This window comes from Streptomyces sp. NPDC127097 (assembly GCF_042724075.1).
Taxonomy (GTDB): Bacteria; Actinomycetota; Actinomycetes; order Streptomycetales; family Streptomycetaceae; genus Streptomyces.
In genome coordinates, this window is the sequence record NZ_JBHXFI010000037.1 from 1 (window position 1) to 16,166 (window position 16,166).

General features: G+C 71.7%; 14 protein-coding genes. 7 read left to right on the forward strand and 7 right to left on the reverse strand.

Annotated features, from left to right (window positions below; genetic code table 11):
- Window positions 1–171: 171 nt before the first annotated feature.
- Window positions 172–933 carry a GPP34 family phosphoprotein gene (locus ACFWJW_RS25090; RefSeq protein WP_042156119.1) on the reverse strand — a complete coding sequence of 254 codons (762 nt, stop codon included), beginning with the start codon at window positions 931–933 and terminating at the stop codon, window positions 172–174.
- 224 nt (window positions 934–1,157) lie between these two features.
- Between ACFWJW_RS25090 and ACFWJW_RS25095 the strand changes: the two genes are divergently transcribed.
- A complete protein-coding gene (locus ACFWJW_RS25095) occupies window positions 1,158–4,280 on the forward strand; it encodes a D-alanyl-D-alanine carboxypeptidase (protein WP_387245546.1) in 3,123 nt (1,040 codons plus the stop codon).
- 314 nt (window positions 4,281–4,594) lie between these two features.
- Window positions 4,595–4,771, forward strand: a complete 177-nt coding sequence (locus tag ACFWJW_RS25100) for a hypothetical protein (protein ID WP_387245550.1) — start codon at window positions 4,595–4,597, stop codon at window positions 4,769–4,771.
- A gap of 469 nt (window positions 4,772–5,240) precedes the next feature.
- Here the strand turns inward: ACFWJW_RS25100 and ACFWJW_RS25105 are convergent, their stop codons facing one another.
- On the reverse strand, window positions 5,241–5,411 hold the full coding sequence (locus ACFWJW_RS25105) for a hypothetical protein (protein ID WP_387245553.1): 171 nt from the start codon (window positions 5,409–5,411) through the stop codon (window positions 5,241–5,243).
- 31 nt (window positions 5,412–5,442) lie between these two features.
- Here ACFWJW_RS25105 and ACFWJW_RS25110 point away from each other — a divergent pair, with 31 nt between their 5' ends.
- Both ACFWJW_RS25110 and ACFWJW_RS25115 read left to right on the forward strand, forming a co-directional pair.
- Window positions 5,443–5,634: a hypothetical protein gene (locus tag ACFWJW_RS25110; RefSeq protein WP_387245556.1), complete on the forward strand. Its 192-nt coding sequence runs from the start codon at window positions 5,443–5,445 to the stop codon at window positions 5,632–5,634.
- A gap of 438 nt (window positions 5,635–6,072) precedes the next feature.
- Window positions 6,073–7,518 carry a glycosyltransferase family 39 protein gene (locus tag ACFWJW_RS25115; RefSeq protein ID WP_387245713.1) on the forward strand — a complete coding sequence of 482 codons (1,446 nt, stop codon included), beginning with the start codon at window positions 6,073–6,075 and terminating at the stop codon, window positions 7,516–7,518.
- 341 nt (window positions 7,519–7,859) lie between these two features.
- On the opposite strand, the gene ACFWJW_RS25120 is transcribed toward ACFWJW_RS25115, so the two are convergent.
- Window positions 7,860–8,291: an ADP-ribosylation/crystallin J1 gene (locus tag ACFWJW_RS25120; RefSeq protein ID WP_387245559.1), complete on the reverse strand. Its 432-nt coding sequence runs from the start codon at window positions 8,289–8,291 to the stop codon at window positions 7,860–7,862.
- Between the two features lie 414 nt (window positions 8,292–8,705).
- On the opposite strand from ACFWJW_RS25120, the gene ACFWJW_RS25125 reads away from it, so the two are divergent.
- Complete coding sequence (locus ACFWJW_RS25125) at window positions 8,706–9,542, forward strand: isocitrate lyase/phosphoenolpyruvate mutase family protein (protein ID WP_387245562.1); 837 nt, start codon at window positions 8,706–8,708, stop codon at window positions 9,540–9,542.
- 212 nt (window positions 9,543–9,754) lie between these two features.
- Here the strand turns inward: ACFWJW_RS25125 and ACFWJW_RS25130 are convergent, their stop codons facing one another.
- The 4 genes from ACFWJW_RS25130 to ACFWJW_RS25145 all read right to left on the reverse strand — a co-directional run bounded on the left by ACFWJW_RS25130 (window position 9,755) and on the right by ACFWJW_RS25145 (window position 13,643).
- Window positions 9,755–10,039 (reverse strand): hypothetical protein, encoded by a 285-nt coding sequence (locus ACFWJW_RS25130; protein ID WP_387245565.1) that lies wholly within the window; start codon window positions 10,037–10,039, stop codon window positions 9,755–9,757.
- Window positions 10,040–10,371: 332 nt separating this feature from the next.
- Entirely contained in the window at window positions 10,372–12,387 is a 2,016-nt protein-coding gene (gene recQ / locus ACFWJW_RS25135; RefSeq protein WP_387245568.1) for a DNA helicase RecQ, read from the reverse strand.
- 105 nt (window positions 12,388–12,492) lie between these two features.
- Window positions 12,493–13,014 carry a hypothetical protein gene (locus ACFWJW_RS25140; RefSeq protein ID WP_387245571.1) on the reverse strand — a complete coding sequence of 174 codons (522 nt, stop codon included), beginning with the start codon at window positions 13,012–13,014 and terminating at the stop codon, window positions 12,493–12,495.
- A complete protein-coding gene (locus tag ACFWJW_RS25145) occupies window positions 13,011–13,643 on the reverse strand; it encodes a hypothetical protein (protein ID WP_387245574.1) in 633 nt (210 codons plus the stop codon). The genes ACFWJW_RS25140 and ACFWJW_RS25145 overlap by 4 nt, the downstream gene beginning before the upstream one ends.
- Before the next feature lie 453 nt (window positions 13,644–14,096).
- Between ACFWJW_RS25145 and ACFWJW_RS25150 the strand changes: the two genes are divergently transcribed.
- Window positions 14,097–15,389, forward strand: coding sequence for a sensor histidine kinase (locus ACFWJW_RS25150; RefSeq protein WP_387245577.1), 1,293 nt, complete (start codon window positions 14,097–14,099; stop codon window positions 15,387–15,389).
- Entirely contained in the window at window positions 15,386–16,060 is a 675-nt protein-coding gene (locus tag ACFWJW_RS25155; protein WP_387245580.1) for a response regulator, read from the forward strand. Before ACFWJW_RS25150 ends, ACFWJW_RS25155 begins: the two co-directional genes overlap by 4 nt.
- The last annotated feature ends 106 nt before the right edge of the window (window positions 16,061–16,166 follow it).

The window sequence follows — 16,166 nt, forward strand, 5'->3', positions numbered from 1 at the left end:
CCCCACCTTTTGGGTTGGTGGGGGGGGGGGGGGGGGGGGGGGGGGGGGGGGGGCGGCCCCCCCCCCCCCCCCCCCCCGCGCCTGTTGCTGCGGCTCCCGTACGGACTTTGGGGACGGGTGGTACGAGTGCTGCGCCGGGTGGTGCGAGAGGTCGTACGGCCGGCTACGGCGTCAGCGGGCGCCTACCCGGGCCATCCGGCCGTGGCCGTGCCGCGACTGGACCGGCGCGCCGGCCGGGTCCGCCGTGGCCCGTGCCGCCGGCTGCCGGACCGGTCCCGCGGCGGCCGCCTGCTGCCGCCGGGGCTGTGCCGCGACACCGTTCTGCACATCCATGACGGCGTGTGCGACCAGCCCGCCCATCGGGTCGTGCCGGATCAGATCCCGGAGACGGGAGCGCGATGACCGCCCTTCGTTCCCTGGATACAGATGCTTGCCGAGGCCGACCGCATGGGCCAGCGCGGCGAGCGCCGCGGTCCGCGGGTCCGGGGGTACGCCGGTGCGGATCGCGTTGTCCAGCCGGGCCCTGATTTCCCGGCTGATGGCCGTCTCCGTCGCTTGGTAGCGCGTCGTCGGCAGCACCCCGCACATCTGGCCCGCCACGGCATGCACCATGCCGCACCGTTCGAGATGCGTGAGGTAGGTCTGGCGCAGCCCGAGTCGGGGCCCGCCGATCCAGTGGACCGCGCGCACCGGACTGCCGCGTCGGCGCAGCAGTTCGAGCGCGGAGTCCAGAGTCGGATCTCCTGTCGGCCGTGCCATCACCACGGCGATACGATCCCCGTCTGGGGCTATCCGTCCTGCCAGAGCCAGCTCTACTAGCTGTGCCCCGGCCAGGCCGAGGTCGAGCGACTGCGGCTGCGCTGTGGTGCCCGTGGTCGGGTCCAAAGCGAGCAGCAGAAGCTCCTCCGGAATTGTTCTGCGGCTCCTGCCCATCCATGCCTCCCCGCGTGGATGAATGACAGGGTGACCCCTCTCACATTCATCTGTCGAGAGTGCGTGGGGGGTTCGGTATGGAACCGGTAGGTATGTCGTTCTCGTCTTGCACCTCGGCGACATCTTTCTGAGGGGTGCGGTACCTACCGGTACGCGTGGCGGCGAGATGGGGCCGCGTGGACACAGGACACTTGGGAACACTGGGCCAGGCAGCAGTGGGACATATGAAGGAGACATCGGTGGCGGGCGAGTCCCCCGACAAGTCGGACAAGAAGCAGTCGTCGGGGAAGACGGCGCGGAGTGAGCGTGATCCGCGGCTGTCGGCCTTCCGCGGGGAGCCGGACGAATCGGCGCGGGAATCGGATGCCGGGAAGCGTCCGAAGCCTGCGGACGACGGGGCGGAGGCCGCGGCGGAGTCCGGGGCCGAGCCGACGCCCGAGGGCGCGCCCGAGGGCGCGTCTGAGGGCGCTTCTGAGGAGCCTCAGGGCGCCGAGGAGGGCGGTGCGGGCGCCGAGGGCGGCGACGACCGTCTGCGCGCCGCTGTGGCCGCCTGGGTCGCGGGCAGCGGCGATGAGGACGGCGAGGGCGCCGAGGGCGCCGAGACGGGTGAGGGCGGCGACGGCGAGGCCGGCGCTGCTGCGGCGTCGGAGTCCGAGGGGAAGGCTGAGAAGGCGGCTGAGTCGGAGGTCGAGTCGGCCGCTGGGTCGGGTGAGGCTGAGGCTGACGGGGACGGTGCTGGTGCCGTCGCGGAGCCGGAAGCGAAGTCCGGGGCGAAGGCCGATGCGACGGCCGGTGCGAAGGCCGATGGGAAGGTCGATGCGACGGCCGGTGCGAAGGCTGGTGCAAAGCAGCCGGTGAAGGCGGCGGCGAAGGCGGAGGAGGGCGCGGACGAGGGCGCTGAGGCCGGGGCCGCGGCGAAGTCCGGGGCCGGGGCCGGGTCTGAGGCGAAGCCTGCCGCGTCCGGGGGGAAGGCTGACGTCGACGGCGATTCCCGGGCTGACGCCGACGTTGACGCCGACGCCGACGCCGAGAAGAGCGCCGGTAGCGAGGCAGGCGCCGATGCCGACGCCGATGCCGGTCGCGGTGGCTCCAAGGCCGGCGCGAAGCCGCAGGCCGAGGCGAAGTCGCAGGCCAAGGGCAAGGGTGAGTCCCGGAGCGAGGACGGCCCTGAGGGTGAGTCCGAGGCCGGGGGCAAGTCCGAGTCTGGGAGCACGTCCGACTCCGGGGGCAAGTCCGAGGCCGAGGGGAAGTCCGACTCCGGGGGCGAGCCCGCGTCGTCGCCCAAGGCCAAGGTTGTCGATCAGCCGACCGCCGTGTTCAAGACCGTCGGGCCGCAGAAGGGCAAGCCCGGTGGGGCGGCCGGTTCGGCGAGTGAGGGCAACGGGGACGGTACGGGCGGCGACGCGGCCGAGGAGCCGGCGGCCGATGAGGCGACGCGCGTCTTTGCGTTTGCGAAGTCGAAGAAGGGTGCCGAGGCGGAGGCCGTCGATCAGGCGACCACCGCGTTCAAGATCTCTCCGCCCGCCAAGGACGGCGACGCCGCCAAGAGCAAGGCCAAGGACAAGCCCGAGAACAAGGGCAAGGCCGACGCCAAGGCTGACGTCGAGGCCAAGAGCGAGGCCAAGAGCGAGGCCAAGAACGAGGGCAAGAACGACGCCAAGGCGGCGAAGGTCGCCGAGCGGGACTCGGAGCGGACCAGCCAGTTCGTGGCGCTGAAGTCGGCGGACGACGGCACGGCGGGCAAGTCGCTGGGCAAGACGGCGCCGAAGACCCCCGCCCGTACGCCCGACAAGGCCGCGGACAAGCCCGCGGAGAAGGCAGTCGACAAGCCCGCGGACAAGGCGGCCGACAAGGCAGGTGCCAAGCCGGCCGGCAAGGCCACCGGTGCGCTGCCGGCCGCCGAGCCCGCGAAGTCCGCCAAGCCGGCCGCGGCGCCCAAGCCCGCGGACCGGCCGGGCGCCATGCCGCCCGCCACCACGGGCGCCACGGCCGCCCCGTCCGAGCTGCCCGAGGCCGAGCGCACCAAGCAGCAGCCGCTGCCGCCGCTCGACCTCCTGGCGCAGCTCACCAACACCCCGCCGCCGCCCGAGACCCCGCTGCGTTCGGTCGTCCGCCGGTTCAAGATCTGGACACCGCTCGCGGTGCTGCTGGCGATCATCTTCGTGGTCGCCCAGGCGGTCCGCCCGCTGCCCGCCCCGACGCTCACCGTCGGCGACGCCGCATCTTCGTACACCTTCGAGGGCGGCAAGCTCGCCGTCCCGTGGCCCGCGCAGGGGCAGGCGGCGGTCAAGGTGGTGGGCTCCGGGGATCTGGGGACGTTCGGCAAGCAGAAGCCGGTGCCCACCGCGAGCGTGGCCAAGATCATGACGGCCTATGTCGTCCTCCGGGACCACCCGCTCAAGAAGGACGAGAAGGGCCCGCAGATCGAGGTCGACCCCAAGGCGGTGACCGAGGGCGGCTCCAGGCACGAGTCCCGGATCGAGGGGCTCAAGGCGGGGCAGAAGTTCAGCCAGCAGGACATGATCAAGATGCTGATGATCCCGTCCGGCAACAACATCGCCCGGCTGCTGGCCCGTTGGGACACCAAGTCCGACAACGAGGCAGCGTTCGTCAAGAAGATGAACGCCGCCGCCAAGGACCTGGGCATGAAGAACACCACCTACACCGACCCCAGCGGCCTGGACCCCAAGACCGTCAGCACCGCCGTCGACCAGCTCAAGCTGGCCGAGGCCGTCATGAAGTACGACGCCTTCCGGCCGATCGTCGCCATGACCAACGCCGACATCCCGGGCCTGCCGGAGCGGATCAACAGCAACATCGACAACTTGCTGCTGGCCGGCCTGAGCATCAAGGGCATTAAGACCGGCTCCAGCACGGCGGCCGGCGGCACGCTCTCCTGGGCGGCCTACAAGACCGTCGACGGCAAGGACCAGCTGATACTGGGCACGATGATGGACCAGCATTTCAAGGGCCTGGACCCCGACGGCGCCAACAGCCTCACGATGGTCAAGGAGAACAGCCAGAAGGTCATCGAGGCCGTACGCAACGCGCTGACCTCGGCCACGGCGGTGAAGAAGGGCCAGGTCGTCGGCTATGTCGACGACGGCCTGAACGGACGCACGCCGGTCGTCGCCACCAAGGACCTCAAGGCGGTCGGCGTCCCGGGCCAGAAGCTGAAGTTGAGTGTCGGCGACGGGGGCAAGACCGTCCCGCACACCGCGAAGGCCGGTACCGAGGTCGGTGTGCTGACCGTCGGCAACGGCGAGAGCATGCAGAAGGTGCCGGTCGCCCTGCAGAAGGACCTCGTCGAGCCGTCCTTCGGCGCGAAGCTGATCCGCATCACCTGAGCGGGCCGGGGGCCGCGGGCGTCCGGCCCGCGGCCCCCGGGTCACCGCTCGCGGCCCTGGTTCGCCGGCCCCACCCGGTTCCGGGAGCCTGATCCCCTCATGCCCCGCGGCCACCGCGTTCGTTCCTTCCCCGGTCGTCGCCGCCCTGCTCGCCCGTCTGGTCGTCCACCGGCGGCCCGCTTCATCGTGAGCCTGCCTTTCTGACTGTCTGTCCGTCCGTCCCGCGCGTGACCGGAGTCCGTCATCGACGTAGCGCCAGCGCCGAAGGGCTACGTGTCCGCCGCAGCCGCCCGCGGTGCCCGGGTGCCGCGGGCGTGGTGGTGCTGATGCCCGCGGGGCTGATGCTGCTCCTGGGGGTGTGGGGTATCCGCCGGCAGGACGCCATATGGCGGGACGAGGCGGTCACTTACGACATGGCGTACCGCAGCCCGGCCGATCTGTGGCAACGCCGCAGCACGTGGATGTCGTCCATGGCCTCTGCTACGTGCTGATGCGCTTCTGGTTCCGCGTCTACGACGTCACCCGCACGTCGAACCGGCCCACGTCGGCCGCTTGCTCGTCGGGATCGACGGCCCGACCGGCAGGCGGTGGCGTAATGGCCGCAGCGCCTGTTGCAGACAGACAGAAGGCGGCACCACCGATTGACGCGGTGGTGCCGCCTTCTGGGTCGTCCCGGTTTCTGCGTGAGGCCGACCGGATCCACATCGCCGACCGGCTGCGGGAGCGGCAACGGTCCGGGCGATCACCGCCGAGCCGGGTCGCAGCCCGCCCACCGTCAGCCGGGAGATCCACCGCAACCAGCACCCCGACTACGGCCAATACCGTTCTCAGGCTGCCCGGGTTCGCGCCGACGCCCGCCGGCCGCGGTCCGAGCCGGACAGGTTCGGCGCCTGGAATCCGCCATTTCCGGTGGCACTTCACGAACGGTCGACGCTGGGTAAGCGGTCGAGGCGAGCCGATTCAGCAGTAGGGGAGCTTGCCGGTGCCCGACAGGTTGCCGATGTACGACCAGCCGCTGACCCCGGTGGTGTTGTCCTTGAGCTTCGCCATCCAGGCATCGCCGTCCACGGCCATGCAGTACCCGGTGACCGAGTGGCTCTTGAATCCGGTCCCCACGACTGCCGACTTCATATCGGCCTTCGCCCGTATGCGAGTTCCGTCGGTGGAGAATCCGATTTTCGTGGCCTTGGATGCGGCGCTCGCTGCGGTCGCGGAACAAACGAGCGCAGTGGCGGCCATGGCGCCAGTAGTGGCGAGAATCCACTTGGACTTCATATGGAACCTTCCCTATTTTCTTGATGATCTTGATGGCTATATGCCGCGTCGGCAGGATCTTTCCATCGCAAATGGGTGAGTAGGGACATCGTTGAGTATGGGCGATTTGTTGCTTTATATGTGATGCGTGCCTGGTGTTCGCGGCTCCTGCTGTTTCGCGATTCGCCGGGGGCCGGCGGCACGTCCATCTGGTCCGGCTACCGCACACCGCCGAGGCCGGTACCAAGGTCGGTATGCTGCCGGTCGGCAACGGCGAGAGCACGCGGAAGGTGCCGGTGGCCCTGCAAGCAGGACCTCGTTGAGCCGGCCCTTCGGCGCGAAGCTGGTCCGCATCACCTGGGCGGACCGAGGGGCTCCGGCGGTCGGCCCGGAGCCCGGGGCTTTCCGCCGGCCGCGCAGTAGGTATGTTCCTCCGTCCCGTACGTGACCGGAGCCCGTCATCGACGTAGCGCAAGCGCAGAAGACGTATGTGTCCGCCGTCGCCGCCCGCGGTATCCGGGTGGCACAGGGCGCGGTGATGCTGATGCCCGCGGGGCTGATGCTGTTCCTGGGGGCGTGGGGGATCCGCCGGCAGGACGCCATATGGCGGGACGAGGCGGTCACCTACGACATGGCGCACCGCGGCCTGGCCGACCTGTGGCACACGCTCCAGCATGTCGACGTCGTGCACGGCCTGTACTACGCGCTGATGCACCTCTGGTTCGCCGGCTACGACGCCACCCTCCGCGGCACTTTCGGCGATGCGGTCGGTCTGCGGCTGCCGTCCGTAGTGGCGATGACGGCCGCCGCCGCCGGGGTCGCGCTGCTGGGGCAGCGATTGGTCGGCCGGCGGGCGGGGCTGCTGGCGGGCCTCACCTTCGCGCTGATCCCGGTCGTCCAGCAGTACGCGCAGGAGGGCCGCTCGTACGCGATGGTCTGCGCGCTGGTCGTCTGGGCCACGTATGCGCTGGTGACGGCCGCGAACCGTCCGCGCAAAGGACTGTGGGCCGGCTACACGGCGCTGATGCTGGCGGCCTGTCTGCTGCACGAGTTCGCGGTGCTGGCGCTGCCCGCGCACGGCGCCGCGGTGGTCCTGGCCCGGCTGCCCCGCCGCGTACTGCGCGCCTGGCTGCTCGCCTCGGCCACCGTCCTCGCCGGTCTGGCGCCGCTCGCGGTGTTCAGCACCCGGCAGTCGGCGCAGATCAGCTGGCTCATGTGGCCGGACCCCCTCCAGCTGCTGACGTTCGCCGTGCTCGCCGTCCTCGGCATTGCCTGCGCCCGCGTCCGGATCCGCTCCCGCGGCCCCATCGGGCTGCGCGCCCTCGGCGTCCCGCTGCTGCTTCTGCCCACCCTCCTCCTGCTGCTGCTCTCCCATGTCGAGCCGGCATACGTGGACCGCTATGTCCTCTACTACGTCGTCGGGTTCGCGCTGCTCGCGGGCGCCGCGCTGGCCCGGCTGCTGCGGCCGGCCGGCGAGCGGGGCCAGACCCGTGGCCGGCGGCTGCGGCGGGCGACCGCGGTGGCGCTGCTGCTGGCGGCGCTGCTGCCGGTCAACGTCCATCTGCGCAGCCCGGACAGCCGGGTCGACGATGTCACCGCGGTCGCGCACGCCGTACGCGCGGTGGCCGAGCCCGGCGACGGCCTGCTGTTCATGCCGTCCCGGCGGCGGATCTGGCGGGCGACCCTGCCGCACGAGTTCCGCGGGCTGCACGATCTCGCGCTGGCCAAGGGCCCCTTGGCCTCGCACACCCTCTACGGGACCGAGCGCTCCGGCGAGGTGATCCGTGACCGGATGCTGGCCGCCCGCCGGATCGTCGTCGCCGGGGACCCGGACGACCAGCCGGCCGACGACAGCGACCAGGAAATCGCCAAGCGGTCCACACTGCGCGCCGCCTTCGAAATCTGCGGCAGCAGGGAGGTCCGGGGCGCCCGGATCACGGTGTATGGGCGGCCGGGGGTGTGTGGTGGGGGAGGTAGTCGGTAGGCGGGCGGGCGGGTTGAGCTGGGCTGGGCCGGGCCGGGCTGGGCTCGGTGACGGAGAGGTGGTCGGGGCTTGGGGATGCGTCCCGGCGGGTGGCGGAGATGTGGTCGGCGTAGGGAGGGGGCCGGGGTCCGGGGGCGGGGGGCTTGGCGAGGCACCCCGGCGGGGGCGTAGGTGTGGGCGGCGTACGGAGGGTCCGGAGGGCCTGGGGCCCGGGGCAGGGCTGCTGGTCCCGGCCGCGCATCCTCTGCGTGATCGCTCGTCAGCTGGTCATTCCTGCCTGATCGTGCGCTGCCTGATCGTGCGCTGCCCGGCCGTGCGCCGCCCGGCCGTTCGTCGCTCGGTCACTCCCTGCCGGCCGCTCCCCGTTCCTCCCCGCCCTCCGGTGACTCCCCCTGCGCCGGCCGGAAGCTGCGGACCAGCTCGATGCGCCCGACGATGTGCCGGTTGAACTCCGCCAGCTCCTCAGCGGGGACCCACAGTTCGAGGATCGTCTCGCCGCCCGCCTGCCGCACCGGATAACGCGCGGCGAAGTCCGCCTCGATCTCGAAGCGCGTGACATGGCCGACGCCGGAGGCCGGCACATTCCAGTCGCGGGCGATCCGTATCGCGTAGTCCTCGTTGAGCACGGGATAGAAGATCGGCTGGTCGGGCAGGCGCGGCGGCCAGGCGCGCCAGCCGGCGGCCTCGACCAGGGCGAGCTCTTCGGGGCCGGTGGGGCGCCAGAGGGTGAGGGTGGCGGGCGAGGTCTCGCTCCGGGGCGGCGTCTGGATCATGCTCGTACGGTACGAGGCCGGGGAGGACGGGCGCTCGGTGATTTCGGGCGTGGGGCCGCCACGGAGGTGGTGCGGGAGCCGCGGGGTGGGCACGGGCCGGGGACGGGCCGGACGGCGGTGCGGGAGACGACGGGCCGGGCCGGGCGGCGCTGGTGGAGCCGAGGGTCCGGGCACGGGGCGCGCCGGGCGGCGGTGGGAGAGCCGACGGGCCGGGCGAGCTGGGCCGCGCGGCGGTGGGAGAGGCGCCGGGAGAGACGCCGGGACCGCCCGCGCCGTGCGCCCCGGTTTCGAGGGGCGGAGGCGGGGGCGGCCGGGCGTTGGCGCATGGTGGCTGTACGCCGGAGTGGTCATGACTCCGTCGTCCGCCGCGAGTCTTCGACCCCTACCGAAGGGACTCCGGCCTACGGTGCCCGTATGAGCACCTCCCCGGAGTACGCCACCTTCCACTTCCACGCGCTGCACCACGCCGATCAGCCGCTGCTGCTGCCCAACGCCTGGGACGTCATCTCGGCCGTCGCACTCGCCGGGGCCGGATACGCGGCAGTCGGCACCACGAGCCTGGGCGTCGCGGCGGCCCACGGCTACCCGGACGGGCGCGGGCTCGCCGAGGTCCGGGACGCCACGGTCGCGCTCGCGCTGCGGCTCAATGGTCGGCTGACCTGCCCCTACACGGTCGACGTGGAGGGCGGCTTCGGCGGCGACGCAGGCCAAGTGGGGGACCTGGCGGCCGAGTTGGCTGAGGCGGGGGCGGCCGGGCTGAACCTGGAGGACGGGCTGCCCGGTGGCGAGGGGCTGAAGGATCCGGTGCAGCAGGCCGAATTGATCAGCGCGGTGAAGGAACGGGCACCGGGCCTGTTCCTCAACGCCCGGGTCGACACCCACTGGCTGGCGGACAGCCCGCCGCCCCTCTCGGTCACGCTCTCGCGCGCCGAGACGTATCTGGCCGCGGGCGCGGACGGCGTCTTCGTGCCGGGCGTCGTGGCCGACGAGGACATCTCGACCCTGGTCGCCGAGATCCCCGCCCCGCTGAACATCCTCTTCGCGCCCGGCCGGCACACCGTCGGCCGTCTGGCGGAGCTCGGCGTACACCGCATCAGCACCGGCTCCCTGCTCTTCCGGACCGCCCTCCAGGCCACGCTCACGGCAGCGGACGCCATCCGCACGGGCCGGCAGCCGACGGAAGCGGCCGGGCTGGGCGGCGAGGTCCTGGGCTACGCGGAGGTTCAGGGGCTGGTGGGGGAGGAGGGGTAGAGGCGCGAGGGCTCCGCCACCGGGCTCGCGGTGGGGCCGGGCCCGTTGCCGGCCGGGCTCGTTCGTGGGAGCCGTCGGGCCGCGGGGTCTTTCGGCCGACGGCCGGGCGCCGGGGCCGAACGTAGGGGGTCGGTCCGAAGCCGGGCCCGGGGACGTGCGGCGGAGGTGTGCGGCGTCGAGCCCGGCGTACGGGTCCAGGCCCGGCGTGGGGCTCAGACCTGCTGGCCGCGGCTTCCGTGGCGCCGACGGTGGACGGTGAGGGCCGTAGCGGCCAGGCCCAGCGCACCGGCGCCACCGATCAGGCCCGCCTTGGGCAGCTGGCCGGCCTTCTCCGCCAGTCCGGCCAGCCCGTTGTCGGGCAGCATGATCGAGGTCCGGCTCTCCGAGGGAACGCTGGGCTCGGCGGCGGAGGCGGCGCCCGTGGGGAGCAGCAGCACGGCCAGCGCACCGGCGGCGACGGTGGCGGTACGGATCACGGAGCGGCGCTGGGCCCGCATGGGTACTCCTCGTCGTGGGCGGCTCGGACCGCCGTAGGGATGCGATAAAGAACGCGATGAGAGCAAGCACGCTACGGAGCGTCCTTAACGGCGATCCATCCGTTGTGTAACAGTCACCAGGAACTCTGGGATCGGTCGTGTGAAGGAACGCCCGCACAGGCCGGGCCAAATCCATCGAATTCCCCCTCCGGTCGCACCTCATGACCCGGCCGTCATCGAGCTCGGCCGTCGCCGAGTCCAGCCGTCGCCGTTCCTCGGCCAGGGCCCGTTCGACGGGCCCACCCGGCACCCCATCCCGCTCTCATCCCCCCACCGCTACGGCACCTTCCGGCTCACCAATCGATGTCATCCGGCGGCTCCGGCAGATCCTCGTCCTCGGGCTCCGGTACGGCGTGCTGCGCCTCCGCCGCCCCAGCCACCTCCGCGGCACCAGGACCAGAACCGGCACCAGCACCGGCGCCCGCGCCCTCCGGGGTCTCCCGCCCGGCCAGCTCATCCAGGATCTGCTGGCCGTACTTCGCGAGCTTGTTCTCGCCGACCCCGCTGACCGTGCCCAGCTCCGCCATCGTCGTCGGCCCGAGCGTGGCGATCTCCCGCAGAGTCGCATCGTGGAAGATCACATACGCGGGCACGCCCTGCTCCTTGGCCGTACGGCCCCGCCAGCCGCGCAGCGCCTCGAAGACCGGCAGCGCTGCCTCCGGCAGGTCCGCCGGCACCGCACGCTTGCCCTTCGCCTTCGCCCGGGCCGGCCGCGCCGCCTTCTCCGGCTCCCGCCGCATCGGCACCTCGCGCCGGCCGCCCAGCACCTCGCCGCTCGCTTCGGTGAGCACCAGCGTGCCGTAATCACCCTCGACGGCGAGCAGCCCCTGCGCCAGCAACTGCCGTACGACGCCCCGCCATTCGGCCTCCCGGAGGTCGGCGCCCACACCGAACACGCTCAGCCCGTCATGATCGAACTGAATGACCTTGGCGGTCTTCTTCCCCATCAGAATGTCGATGATCTGGCCCGCGCCGAACTTCTGCCCGCGCTCACGCTGGAGCCGTACGACCGTGGACAGCAGCTTCTGCGCGGGCACCGTGCCGTCCCAGGTCTGCGGCGGTGCCAGGCACGTATCGCAGTTGCCGCACGCGCTGCTCTCCTGCCCGAAGTAGGCCAGCAGCCGCACCCGCCGGCACTGCACCGTCTCGCACAGCGCCAGCATCGCGTCGAGATGGGCCGACAGCCGCCGCCGGTGCGCCTCGTCGCCCTCCGACCCGTCGATCATCTTCCGCTGCTGCACCACATCCTGGAGCCCGTACGCCAGCCAGGCCGTCGACGGCTGCCCGTCCCGCCCGGCGCGCCCCGTCTCCTGGTAGTAGCCCTCCACGGACTTCGGCAGATCCAGGTGGGCCACGAACCGGACATCCGGCTTGTCGATGCCCATCCCGAACGCGATCGTGGCGACCACGACCAGCCCGTCCTCCCGCAGGAACCGGCCCTGGTGCTCGGCACGCGTCCGTGGATCGAGCCCCGCGTGATACGGCACCGCCGCGATGCCGTTGTCCACCAGGAACTGTGCGGTCTTCTCCACCGAGGCCCGCGACAGGCAGTAGATGATCCCGGCGTCTCCGGCATGCTCGTTGCGCAGCAGCTCCAGCAGCTGCTTCTTCGGTTCGCTCTTCGACACGATCCGGTACTGGATGTTCGGCCGGTCGAAGCTCGCCACGAAATGCCGGGCGTCCGCCATCCGCAGCCGTGAGGTGATCTCGGTGTGTGTGGCCTCGGTCGCGGTGGCGGTCAGTGCGATCCGCGGTACATCGGGCCACCGCTCGTGCAGCATCGACAGCGCCAGATAGTCCGGCCGGAAGTCATGGCCCCACTGGGCGACACAGTGTGCCTCGTCGATCGCGAAGAGGGAGATCTTCCCGCGGTCGAGCAGATTCAGCGTCTGCTCGACCCGCAGCCGCTCGGGCGCCAGATACAGCAGATCCAGCTCTCCGGCCAGGAACTCGGCCTCGACGAGCCGACGCTCCTCCAGATCCTGCGTCGAATTCAGGAACCCGGCCCGCACACCGAGCGCCCGCAAGGCGTCGACCTGGTCCTGCATCAACGCGATCAGCGGTGAGATCACCACCCCCACACCGCTTCTGACCAGCGAGGGAATCTGATAGCACAGCGACTTGCCGCCACCGGTCGGCATCAGGACGACCGCGTCCCCGCCCCCTATGACGTGCTCGATGATCTCCTGCTGGCTGCCGCGGAACGCGTCATACCCGAACACCCGGCGCAGCACCTGCACCGCCTCGCTTGCGTCCGAAGCGCCTTCCACATCCATGTCCACGACCACTTCCACGTCCGCCAGAGCCATTCCGAAAGCCTACGAGCTCCGCGGGGGTCCCCGTCGACCCTGTGGATAACTCACGCCGTCCGGCATCGTCAGCCGGTCCTGCGCGCCGAAGCCAGTACGCCACGGTCAGCCGGTCCTGCGGCGCCGACGCCAGTACGCCATCGTCACGCACCCCAGAAGCGGGCCCCAGGCCAGCAGCGGCAGATAGGCGGCGGTCATCACCCAGGCCGCCACGCCCTTCGGGGCGGCTGAGGCGGCCATCTCCTCGCCCCAGCCGAACGACGACACCACCGTGATCACGGTGACCGCGGCCGCCCCCAGCGACGCGGGGACGACCGCGGCCGGGACGGGAATCCTCCGCCCGCCCAGGACGGGCACCCAGCGCGGCACCCGCTCGCCCCATGGCTGGACCAGTCCGAGGGTGAGCAGCCCCAGCCCCTCGGCGACCAGGCTCAGCCCGATCAAATACAGCGACATCCACCCGGGGAAGTTGCTCCGGTGCAGCGGATCACTCACGTCGAACCCGGACGGCACCCCGAAGGCTATGGCGCACCGCCACAGCCCCGACGGCAGCAGCGTCAGCGGCGCGGCATGCGCCGCCCACCGCACCGGACGGGGTACGAGCGGGCGCACCGCGGGCGTCGTCATCGGGAGCCGGCCCCGTCGGCCTGCTTCCCCCACCCCGCCGGCAACGGCGGCAGCTCCGCATGCGCGACCTTGAAGCCGCCCTTCGTCACCGCGGCGAACGGAGCCGGTGCCATACAGGTGCCGACATGGGGAAAGACGGCCTTGCCATCGACGACGTCGACGTTCGACACCGCCCAAGAGAAACCGAACCGCCCCTTGCCGGGCCCACCGCTCTTGACGCTGAAGCCCAGCCGCTCCCCGATCTCCTCGGGGTCCTCGGACTTGGTCACCACGGCGCTGAGCGTCGCGGTGCCGCCCCCGGTGACCAGGCAGTCCACCGCGGCCTCCGCACGTCGGCCCTGCTTCTTCCCGGGCGACCAGTGAGAGATCGTGACCGTGCCCCGTGCGTCGGTGGGCATCCCCTGGGGCAGCCCCTCGACGGGTCGGCTGAACGGGGCAGCCTTCGCATCGACGGAGAAGCGGATGTCGTCGTGCGGCGAGTAGGCGTAGAAGACGCGCGCCTGACCACTCACCCGGGCGAGCCCGACCGGCGCCTTCGAGACGGCGGCGGCACCCGAGGGAGCAGCGGACGCGGCGGGCGTGATCCCCGTCAGCCCGAAGAGCACGGCCGCGGCGGCACCGGCTCCCACTACGGCCCTACGACGCCGGGAAGCGGCGAATCCAGCACTGGCGAGGCGCGACGAACGAATGGAAGAACGACCGCGAGCGGAAGAAGGAGTGCGAGCGGAAGAAGGAGCGCGAACGGAAGAAGGAACGCCGGGCACGATGAACTCCCTGAGATCGCAGCAGCCTTGACGGCCGCCGCCCTGTCGATGACACCTCAAATCTGATGCCGGGCCACCACCACCGACCATCTGCCGATCAGCGGATCCCGGGCGCCGAAGCGGCCGTCATCTCCGCCGTTCGGCAGAGGGAGCGCCCAGATGACCGCTCGTAGGATCGACGGCGTAGGGGCGATGCACGTCTTGGTGGTCGACGGTCGACGGGTGACGGTGACGGTAGGCAGGTCATGACGGTGCGAGTCCGTACCGCGATACGGGGGCGATGAACCCCGCGGCAGGCGACATGGGGGGTGGGCCTGTATGAGGCGTCACGTCGGGATGGGCCTAACGGGCTGCGCAGCCCTGACCGCCCTCCCCCTCGCGTACGGCATCTGGCCGGCCATCCCCTACGGAGCCGTCCCGGCCCTCGCCTCCGCCGTCCTGCTCCTCTGGGCCCTTGCCCGCTGGCCGCGCTCGCGTGACCGCCTCGCCCGCCCGTTGGCGCTCGCCGGAGGGCTGTCGCTGATGACCACAGCGGCCTCTGACCCTCCGTCGGCGCCCTGGGGGTCGGTATGGCGGCTGGCCGAAATGGCGATGCTGCTGATGCTCCTTGCCGTAGTGGCGCGTTGGGCTCCGCTCCGGCAGGCGGTGATCGCGTCGGTGGTGGCAGGTGTGGCAGTCGCGACGTGGACGTTGCCCCTGATCCCGGCGCCGTCCGTATTGCCGCTGGCCGGTGCCGCTGCCTTCTGGGCGCTGCCGGTGCTGGGCGCTGCCGTCGTCGGCAGCTATCCACGCCTGGTGGAAATTCGGCGGCGCCGGCTGGTCATCGAGACCCGGCGCTCACAGCAGCTCGAACTCGCCCAAGATCTCCATGACTTCGTCGCCCACGACATCAGCGGAATCGTCGCCCAGGCACAGGCCGCCCGCTTCGTGGCCGCATCCGACCCGGGCCAGGCGCTGCCGGCACTGGAACGCATCGAACGAGCCGGCCTCAACGCCCTGGCGTCCATGGACCGCACCGTGCGCATGCTCCACGAGGCACACGGCGACACCCTCACCCGCCGGGACACCCCCACACACGCCGCCCCACCACCCCAGCAGGCACCCACACTCCCTGCCCCACCCCCGGATTCCACGCCGCCCCCCGAACCGCTGCCAGGTGTCGGCCAACTCCCCACCCTCATCGAACGCTTCACCGCCGCCGGAGCCACCGAGGCCCGGCTCACCATGCCGCCCGGCACCCCCGAAGCCCTCTCCCGCACAACCAGCTCCACGGCCTACCGGATGGTCGTAGAAGCCCTCACCAACGTCCGCCGGCACGCTTCCGGAGCAGCCCGCGTCGAGGTGACCCTCACCCCAGCCATCGGCAACCCCACCGCCCACCCCGTAGTACCCACCCTCGAAATCCGGGTCATCAACGACGCCGGAGCCGCTCCCGCCACCGCCCCCCGCGCCCGGCGGCAACGCTCAGGCCACGGCGGCCGCGGCCTGACCTCCCTGCGCGCACGCGTCCAGGCGGCCGGCGGCACCCTCACCTACGGCCCGTACGACGGTGGTTGGCAGGTACGGGCCGTACTCCCGCAGATCCACCCGCTCCCCCCGGAGGCGACATGAGCGGCACCCCCACCCGCATCCTCCTGGCCGACGACCAGGACGACGTCCGCAGCGGCTTCCGGCTCGTCCTCGACTCGCAGCCGGACATGACCGTCATCGGCGAGGCCGCGGACGGCGCCACCGCCCTCGAACTGGCCCGCCACCTCAGGCCGGACGTCGTCCTGGCGGACATCCGCATGCCCCGCCTCGACGGCCTGGAACTCACCCGCCTGCTCGCCGGGCCCGAGGCCACCCGGCCGGCCAAGGTGGTCGTCGTCACCACCTTCGACCTCGACGACTACGTCCACACCGCCCTGCACAACGGCGCCTGCGGCTTCCTGCTCAAGCGCTCCGGCCCGGCGCTGCTGATCGAGGGCGTCCGCGCGGCCATGGCGGGCGACGCCCTGATCAGCCCCCAGATCACCGTGCGGCTCCTCCGCCGGCTCTCCCCACCGACGCCCGCGCACCCCCACCCCGGCCCGACCCCTGACGCCCTCACCGACCGCGAACGTGACATCGCCCGCCTGGTGGCCCGAGGCTTCACCAACCAGGAAATCGCCACCGAACTCGTCATCTCACCGGGCACCGCGAAGACCCACCTGGCCAACATCCAGTCCAAGCTGAGACTCCGCAACCGCGTCGAAATCGCCGCCTGGTCCTGGCGAACCGGCCTCACCTCCCCGGCCTCATAGCCCCCGCACCCTCCGGCAGGCGCCTGCTCAGAGGATGCCCCAGGTAGCCTGATCGTACACACGTTCGAAGCAAGGTGAGGGAGTTCCGATGCGCATGGATTCGTGT